The following is a 7,217-nucleotide window of genomic DNA, read 5'->3' on the forward strand; positions in this document are numbered from 1 at the left end:
GACGGCCGGCCCGGGCTCGCCCAGCATCGTCGCCTCGGCCCCGGCCACGACGGTCACCGTCCGCCGCGTCTCCCCGGCGGCCGGCACCAGGTCGTGCGCCAGCCCGGACGCCTCCAGCTCTTCGCGTACGGCGTCGCCGGTCGGGCCGCCCGCCAGGCCGAGGACGAGCACGTCATGGCCCAGCGACCGCAGGACCCGCGCGACGTTCACCCCCTTGCCGCCCGCCCGCGCGTGCACCGCCTGAACCCGGTTCGTCTCGCCGGGACGCAGCTCGGTCATCTCGTACGTGACGTCGAGCGCGAGGTTCGGCGTGACCGTGGCGATCACGCCGTGACGACTTTCCGTACCCCCAGGTCGTCGTCCAGCACCAGCAGGTCGGCGCGGAGCCCGGGGGAGATGGCGCCGCGGTCGGACAGCCCCAGCAGGGCGGCGGGGGTGGTGGCGGACATGCGCACGGCCTCCTCCAGGGACAGTCCGGAGTCGCGCACCGCGCGGCGGAAGATCAAGGCCGCGGTCGCCGTGCTGCCCGCGATCGAGCCTCCGTCGGCCAGCCGCGCGACGCCCTCGCGTACCTCCACGTCGAGCCCGCCGAGCTCGTAGTCGCCGTCGGACATGCCCGCGGCGGCGATGGAGTCGGTGACCAGTGAGGCACGCCCGGCACCGGCCGTACGCGCGACGTGGCGCACGACCGCGGGGTCCAGGTGCGTGCCGTCGCCGATCAGCTCGACCACGACGTCCGGCGCGTCCAGGAGCGCGAGGATCGGGCCCGGTTCGCGGTGGTGCAGGGGACGCATCCCGTTGAACAGGTGCGTGGCCACCCGCGCGCCGGCGCGGACCGCCTCGCGCGTCACCTCGTACGTCGCGTCGGTGTGGGCGACGGCGGGCAGGGCGCTGAGCACGCGGACCCGCCGCAGCGCGTCCAGGCCGCCGTCCAGCTCCGGCGCGATCGTCATCATCCGCACGTGCGGGATCTCGAGCAGCCGCTCGACCGTCGCGGGGTCGGGGGCGCGCAGCAGCTTCGGGTCGTGCGCGCCCTTGCGCGCCGGGGACAGGAACGGCCCCTCGTAGTGGACTCCGGCGACGACGCCGTCGGTGGCGAGTTCGGACAGCACGGACGCGCGGCGTTCGAGGTCGTCCGGCGCCGCGCTGACCAGGCTCGCCACCAGCGTCGTGGTGCCGCGCTCGCGGTGGAAGGCGGCGGCGCGGGCGCACTCTTCGGGGTCGGCGGAGTCGAACGACGCACCGCCTCCGCCGTGGCAGTGGAGGTCCACGAAGCCCGGCACGATCACGGCACCGTGCAGGTCGGTACGCTCCGGCACGCCTTGGCCGACGGCCGTGATCCGGCCGTCCACGACCTCCACCCAGCCGGGTTCGAGGACGCCGTCCAGGGCGATGACCTTGTCCGCGCTCAGCACCGTCATTGCGTCTCCAACAGGTCGAGTGCCCACAGTCCGGCGCCGACACACCCCGCCTCGTCGGCGAATCGCGCCGTGGTCAGGCGCGGCCTGCGATGGAACGTCAGGCGCGCCTCGATGTCGTCGGCGAGAGGTTTCAGCAGCAGGTCGCCGGCCCGCGACAGGCCGCCCCCGATGACGATCACCTCGGGCGCGGCCAGGACGGTCGCGGCGGCGAGCGCGGTGCCCAGCCAGCCGACCGTCTCGGCCCACACCGTCACGGCGTCCGGCTCGCCCTCGGCGACGAGCGCCGCGACCGCGTCCGCGGTCGTCTCGTGCCCGGTGAGCCGGGCGTATCGGCGCGCGACCGCGGGCCCGGACGCCACCGCCTCCAGGCAACCCGTACCGCCGCACACGCAGGGCTCGTCCGCGCCCACCGACATGTGGCCGATCTCCCCGGCGTAGCCGTTGCCGACGCACAGGTGGCCGTCGATGACCATCGCGGCGGCGATGCCGGTGCCGATCGGCACGACGAGGGAGTTGCGCGCCCCTCGCGCCGCGCCGAGGCGCTGCTGGGCGGTGCCGCCCGCACGTACGTCGTGGCCGACCGCGACCGGCAGGCCCGTGCGCTCCCGGATCAGGTCGCGGAAGGGCACGTCGCGCCAGCCGATGTTCTCCGACCAGACGGCGACGCCGGCCTCATCGTCGACGATGCCCGGCACGGCGAGGCCGACCGCCTCGGCCCCCGGGGCCTGCGCGACCAGTTCGCCGACGGTGTCCAGGACCGCGGCGACGGCGGCGTCACCGCGCGGGGTGGGCCGTCGTACGGTGGCGGTCCGCTCCAGGGAGTGGTCCATGACCGCGCCCTTCATCGACGTGCCGCCGACGTCGAGTGCGACGATCATGGGAGGACGACCGAGCGCGTGAGGGACCGGGGATGGTCCGGGTCCAGCCCCCGGGCGCGTGCGTGGGCGTCGGCCAGCCGCTCGGCGACGATGAGGTGCGCCATCGGGTCGAGGTCGCTCGCGGCGAACGCCGCCCCGGAGGCGGCCACCTCCTCGGCGAGCCCGTCGGGCGCGGGGCCGAACATCCAGGTCAGCCGGCCGGGCTGGGCGATGCTGATCGGCCCGTGGCGGTACTCCATCGCCGGGTAGGACTCGGTCCACAGCTGCGCCGCCTCGCGCGCCTTCAGCGCCGCCTCGTCGGCCAGGCCGACCGTCCACCCGCGGCCGAGGAAGGTGATCTGCCCGGCCGCCAGCCACTCGGGGGCGAGCGGCTCGCCGAGCGCGCGCGTCGCGTCGGCGTCCGGCACCGGGTCGCCGAGGGAGGCGCGCAGCAGCGCGAGCGCCGACGTCGCGAACCTCGTCTGCACCACCGACCGCTCGTCGGCGAACTCCAGGACGACGGTGCGGGTGCCGGCGGGTATCGGCGCGTCGGGCACGGCGGTGATCGCGGTGGTCGCGGCCGTCTCGGGCAGGCGCTCGATGGCCCGCAGCACCTCCGTGGTCGTGCCGGAGCGGGTGATCGCGACGTGGCGGTCGTACTCTCGGCCGAACGGCGGTTCCGAGGCCGCGAACGCGTCGGTGACCCCGAGGCCCCTGGCCTCCCGGAGGGCGGCGTACGCCTTCGCCATGTACAGCGACGTGCCGCAGCCGAAGACCGCGACCCGCTCGCCGTCGCGCGGCAGCGCCTCCCGTACATCGGGCAGCCGCTCGGCGGCCCGACGCCAGCACGACGGCTGAGCGTCGATCTCCGCCTCGACGTGATAGTCCGCCAAACCCGCCTCCACGCGTGCTCGTTCATGCGCGAATCGTGCTCGCATCATGCACTAATGAACACATACTCGCCAAGCGAGTGAAATCGCGCGAAGGCGGGTCCCGGATCAGTGGTCGTGATGGCGGCTGATGTTGCGTTCGAGCAGGTCGAGGCAGTCCGCGACGCCGATGGAGTCCTCGGGCAGCCGTCCGTCGTCCTCGGTGAGCCGGGTGAGCGCCTCCTCCATCGCGGACTGCGCGGCGAACAGACACGGCGTGCTGTAGATCGCGGCGTCGACGCCGAGCTCGGTCAGGTCGCCCAGCGAGAACCGCGGCGACTTGCCACCCGCGATCTGGTTGAACAGCAGCGGCTTGCCGCCGGCGACCGCCTTGACCTTGCGGATCCAGGCGGCGCTGCGCACGCCGTCGACCAGGATGACGTCGGCGTCCGTCGCGGCCAGCGCCTCGGCGCGGCGGAGGATCTCGCCCTCGTCGGTGGCGTCCGTACGGGCCACGACGACGAGGTCCCGGCGGGTCTCCAGGACCATGCGCAGCTTCTCCAGGTACTCCCCGAGCGGCAGGATCCGCTTGCCGTCGACGTGGCCGCAGCGGCGCGGCCGGCCCTGGTCCTCCAGGATCACGCCGGAGGCGCCGATGGCCTCCAGGTGCCCGACGACGTGACAGGCGACCTCGGGGTCGGCGTAGCCGTCGTCGATGTCGACCAGCAGGTGGTGCCGCGGGAAGGCCAGGCGCAGGCGCTGGACGAAGTCGACGATGTCGGGCCAGGCGATGAAGCCGATGTCGGGCAGTCCGTAGTGGGAGGCGGCGAAGCCGAATCCCGACACGAAGAGCCCGTCGTAGTGGCGGGCCGCGACGGAGGCGGAGAACATGTCGAAGATCCCGATGAGCGGCGTGACCGCGTCGGACCGCACGGCGTCTCTCAACCGGGCTCCGGCTGTCGGTCGGGGTTCTGCTGCTGGTCGGGCTCCGGCGCCGCCCGCGTACGGTGTCGTGGCCGGGCTGATCGTGTTCATTTCCTCCTCGATTCGCCGGTCTTTCCCATTGATTTCACGCGTCACGCTAATCGAGTGGGCCTTCGTCCCGGCGAAGCCGTTGGTCAAATGTGGGTCACCTCGCCGCGCATTTAAGATTTTGTCATTGACTTGTGCCGGCATTGCGGACGGACCCGCAGGTCGGCCTCGGGTTCCGGCGATGTCCGGAAGCGGTCGCTCCGGGGATGTGTGAAACCGTCCGGTCGGGTCGCCCGCCGTTCATCCTGCGCGACATAGCAGGTCATTAGTCCTGTTAGCGGACATGCCGCGAGGTATCCCATCTGAGCGTGTCTTCGAAGGGCCGGAATCGACTCGATTCCACGCCTTCACCATGGTCACCCAATGTGATAGTCAAATAACGCTCAGCACATCCCTGGGCGTCCCGCCCCTCCCCGCCAGCCACACGAAGACCTGGAGCCGGTCATGCTCGTCTGCATTCTCGCCGTCGTCGCGGCGGTCGGTGTCGTCGTCGCGGCGGCCCTGCTCTTCCGCAAGTTCGGCCGCGGCTCCGACGACGGCGATCCCGGCGGCGCCACCGCGGGCCACGCCGGCTCGATGCTGTCGGCGCTGTTCCTGCTGGTCTTCGCCATCGCGATCGTCGTCCCGTGGACCAGCGCCGACTCCGCGCGCGAGAACACCTACACCGAGAGCCGCGCGCTCGTCGAGGCGTACTGGGCGGCGGCCGCGCTGCCCGCTCCGGAAGGCCGCGACGTGCAGGCCGACCTGCGCGCCTACACCGACCTCATCGTGGGCCGCGAGTGGCACTCGATGGAGCGCGGGCACATCACCGCCGAGGGCGACGACCGGCTCACCGCGCTCCGTGCGAAGGTCAGCGCCCTGCCGGTGGCCAACGACGACCAGAAGGACGACCGCGACGCGGTCGTGGAACAGCTCCAGGCACTGGACACGTCACGCGGCCAGCGCGCGCTGGACGCGAAGACGCACCCGCCGGCGGGCCTGCTCTACATGACCGTTCTCACCGGCATCGTCGTGCTCATCTTCCCGTTCATGGCGGGCGCCCGGCCCCGCGCGATGACGATCGTGCCGCTCGGCGTGATGGCGGCCCTGCTGGGCGTCGGGGTCTTCCTCGCCTTCGACATCTCCCACGTCTTCACCGGCGCACTGCGCGTCAAGCCCGACGCGTACATCACCGCCCAGCACGAGTTCCAGCAGATCCCGGAGAGCCGCTGATGCGCGTCACCCCCACCCCTCGAACCGCCGGCACCGCCTGCGCGGCCGTGATCGCGGCCGGAGCGGTCGTCGGCCTGACCGCCTCCCCCGTGCTCGCGACCACCGACCAGCCACCGGCGACCCGGACCGACCACCGACGAGCCCACCCGCCCGGCGAAGCCTCAACGCCATCGCCGGACACCCGCCCGAGACGCCCATCGACGGCCGCCCCGTACCCCCGAGCGACCGCGAGCCCCCGACGAGACGACACCGACACGCCGGGCACACCCGCACCCACCGAAGCCTCCCGGCACGGGGACGCGAACCCGACGGCCCGCACACCCGGTACGCCGCCCCGAGCCGGCCGGACGCCTCCGGCCCGCGAGGCCGAGCCCTCCCAACGCCCGCCCACGAACACGCCGATTCGAAACGGCCACCGGCGTTCTTCGAACGCGAAGGCAGGCGCCACCGAGGACAGGAGCCCGTCGAGCGAGCTCTTTTCCACCGGCACGTTCCCGAGAACGGCCGCGAGCGCACCGCCCCAGGACGACCTGGCGCCCACCGACCGTTCTCCGGACCGGGCCGCCGAGCCACCCGTACGCTCGGGAAGCCCGTCGGGCAACCTCCTTTCCGCCGAGGCTTCCCCACGGGCGGATGCAGGTGCGCCGATTCGAGATGATCGGGCGCCTGGGGGCCGGGTTGCCGAGCCGCCCGTACGAGCCGGGAGCCCTCTCGGTGATCTGCTTTCCGCCGGGGCTTTCCCACGGGCAGAGGCGGGCGCACCGGTTCGGGACGATCAGGCGCGTTCTTCGAGTGGGAAGGCCAAGGCCCCCGAAGGCCCACTGGGTGACCTGTTTTCCGCCGGGGCGTTCCCACAGACGGACGAGGGCGCACCGACCCAGGACGGCCGGGCCTCCACCGGGCGTTCTCCGGTCCGGGTTGCCGAGCCGCCCGTACGGGCCGAAAGCCCCCTCGGCGACCTGTTTTCCGCTGGAGCTTTCCCACGGGCAGAGGCGGGCGCACCGGTCCGGGCGGGCCAGCTGCCTGCGGGGAGTTCGTCAGGGACCGGGAGCCCGTTGGGTGACCTGCTTTCCGCCGGGGCGTTTCCGCAGGCGGGTGCGGGTGTGCCGGTTCGGGGTGGTCAGGCGTCTGCGGATCGGGTTGCCGGGTCGTCCGTAGGGGCCGGGAGTCCGTTGGAGGACCCACTTTTCGCCGGAGCTCTTCCGCACGCAGAGGCGGGCGTGCCGGTTCGGGACGGTGAGGCGTCTGCGGGTCGGGTTGCCGGGCCGTCCGCGGGCGGCGGGAGTCCGTTGGGTGACCTGCTTTCCGCCGGGGCGTTTCCGCAGGCGGATGTGGGTGTGCCGGTTCGGAACGGCCAGGTGCCTGTGGGTGTCGAGCCGCCCGTACGGGCCGGGAGCCCCCTCGGTGATCTGCTTTCCGCCGGGGCTTCTCCGCCCGGAGGCGTGGGCGCGTCGTCGTCCTCATCGCTGGCGCGTTCCGGGGGCGTCGGCGCCGCCGGGTCAGCAAGGCGGGGACCGACGGTGTCCCTACCGGAGGGGAGTGCCGCCGATGAGTCGGCGGGTGTCGTAGGTGCGCCGGGCTCGGCGTTCGATCCCGGTGGCGGTCCGCTGGCCCTGGTGGGGGCTCTGAGGCTGGGCGGCGGCCCCGGCCCGCTCTCCGTGCTCGCCGTCGGCGCCGGGCTGGGCTCCGCGTCCTCGGTGGCCGCCGGGCGGCCGGACATCGCGTACGTGGGCGTGCGCGTCATCTACCCCCTGTGCGTCGACCTCGGCGTGCTGAACCTCGTGACCGTGCGCGCGGAGCTCGGTGACTGCAGTTCGTCACCGTTG

General features: G+C 73.2%; 7 protein-coding genes. 2 read left to right on the forward strand and 5 right to left on the reverse strand.

The annotated features are described in order from the left end of the window. The 5 genes from ACFFNX_RS36720 to ACFFNX_RS36740 form a co-directional block, all read right to left on the reverse strand. Positions 1–327: PfkB family carbohydrate kinase (locus ACFFNX_RS36720; protein ID WP_378210614.1), on the reverse strand; the 327-nt coding region annotated here is incomplete at its 3' end. Further along, positions 324–1,421, reverse strand: coding sequence for an N-acetylglucosamine-6-phosphate deacetylase (gene nagA, locus ACFFNX_RS36725; RefSeq protein ID WP_378210616.1), 1,098 nt, complete (start codon positions 1,419–1,421; stop codon positions 324–326). The genes nagA and ACFFNX_RS36720, both read right to left, overlap by 4 nt. After that, positions 1,418–2,299, reverse strand: coding sequence for an ROK family protein (locus tag ACFFNX_RS36730; RefSeq protein WP_378210619.1), 882 nt, complete (start codon positions 2,297–2,299; stop codon positions 1,418–1,420). The genes nagA and ACFFNX_RS36730 overlap by 4 nt, the downstream gene beginning before the upstream one ends. After that, the gene (locus ACFFNX_RS36735; RefSeq protein ID WP_378210621.1) at positions 2,296–3,171 is read right to left on the reverse strand and encodes an SIS domain-containing protein; all 876 of its coding nucleotides are present in this window, start codon (positions 3,169–3,171) and stop codon (positions 2,296–2,298) included. Before ACFFNX_RS36735 ends, ACFFNX_RS36730 begins: the two co-directional genes overlap by 4 nt. A gap of 105 nt (positions 3,172–3,276) precedes the next feature. After that, on the reverse strand, positions 3,277–4,092 hold the full coding sequence (locus tag ACFFNX_RS36740) for an isocitrate lyase/PEP mutase family protein (RefSeq protein ID WP_378210624.1): 816 nt from the start codon (positions 4,090–4,092) through the stop codon (positions 3,277–3,279). 531 nt (positions 4,093–4,623) lie between these two features. Between ACFFNX_RS36740 and ACFFNX_RS36745 the strand changes: the two genes are divergently transcribed. Both ACFFNX_RS36745 and ACFFNX_RS36750 read left to right on the forward strand, forming a co-directional pair. Next, on the forward strand, positions 4,624–5,391 hold the full coding sequence (locus ACFFNX_RS36745) for a bestrophin-like domain (protein WP_378210626.1): 768 nt from the start codon (positions 4,624–4,626) through the stop codon (positions 5,389–5,391). A gap of 1,616 nt (positions 5,392–7,007) precedes the next feature. After that, a partial coding sequence (locus tag ACFFNX_RS36750; protein WP_378210628.1) for a hypothetical protein occupies positions 7,008–7,217 on the forward strand: 210 nt, incomplete at its 3' end.

The organism is Actinoallomurus acaciae (genome assembly GCF_042429965.1).
Classification (GTDB): domain Bacteria; phylum Actinomycetota; class Actinomycetes; order Streptosporangiales; family Streptosporangiaceae; genus Actinoallomurus; species Actinoallomurus acaciae.

What these genes read in the sequence shown, in the direction of transcription:
- nagA (WP_378210616.1), bottom strand. Translation starts at nt 1,421, where the DNA reads ATGACGGTGCTGAGCGCGGACAAGGTCATCGCCCTGGACGGCGTCCTC.
- ACFFNX_RS36730 (WP_378210619.1), bottom strand. Translation starts at nt 2,299, where the DNA reads ATGATCGTCGCACTCGACGTCGGCGGCACGTCGATGAAGGGCGCGGTC.
- ACFFNX_RS36745 (WP_378210626.1), top strand. Translation starts at nt 4,624, where the DNA reads ATGCTCGTCTGCATTCTCGCCGTCGTCGCGGCGGTCGGTGTCGTCGTC.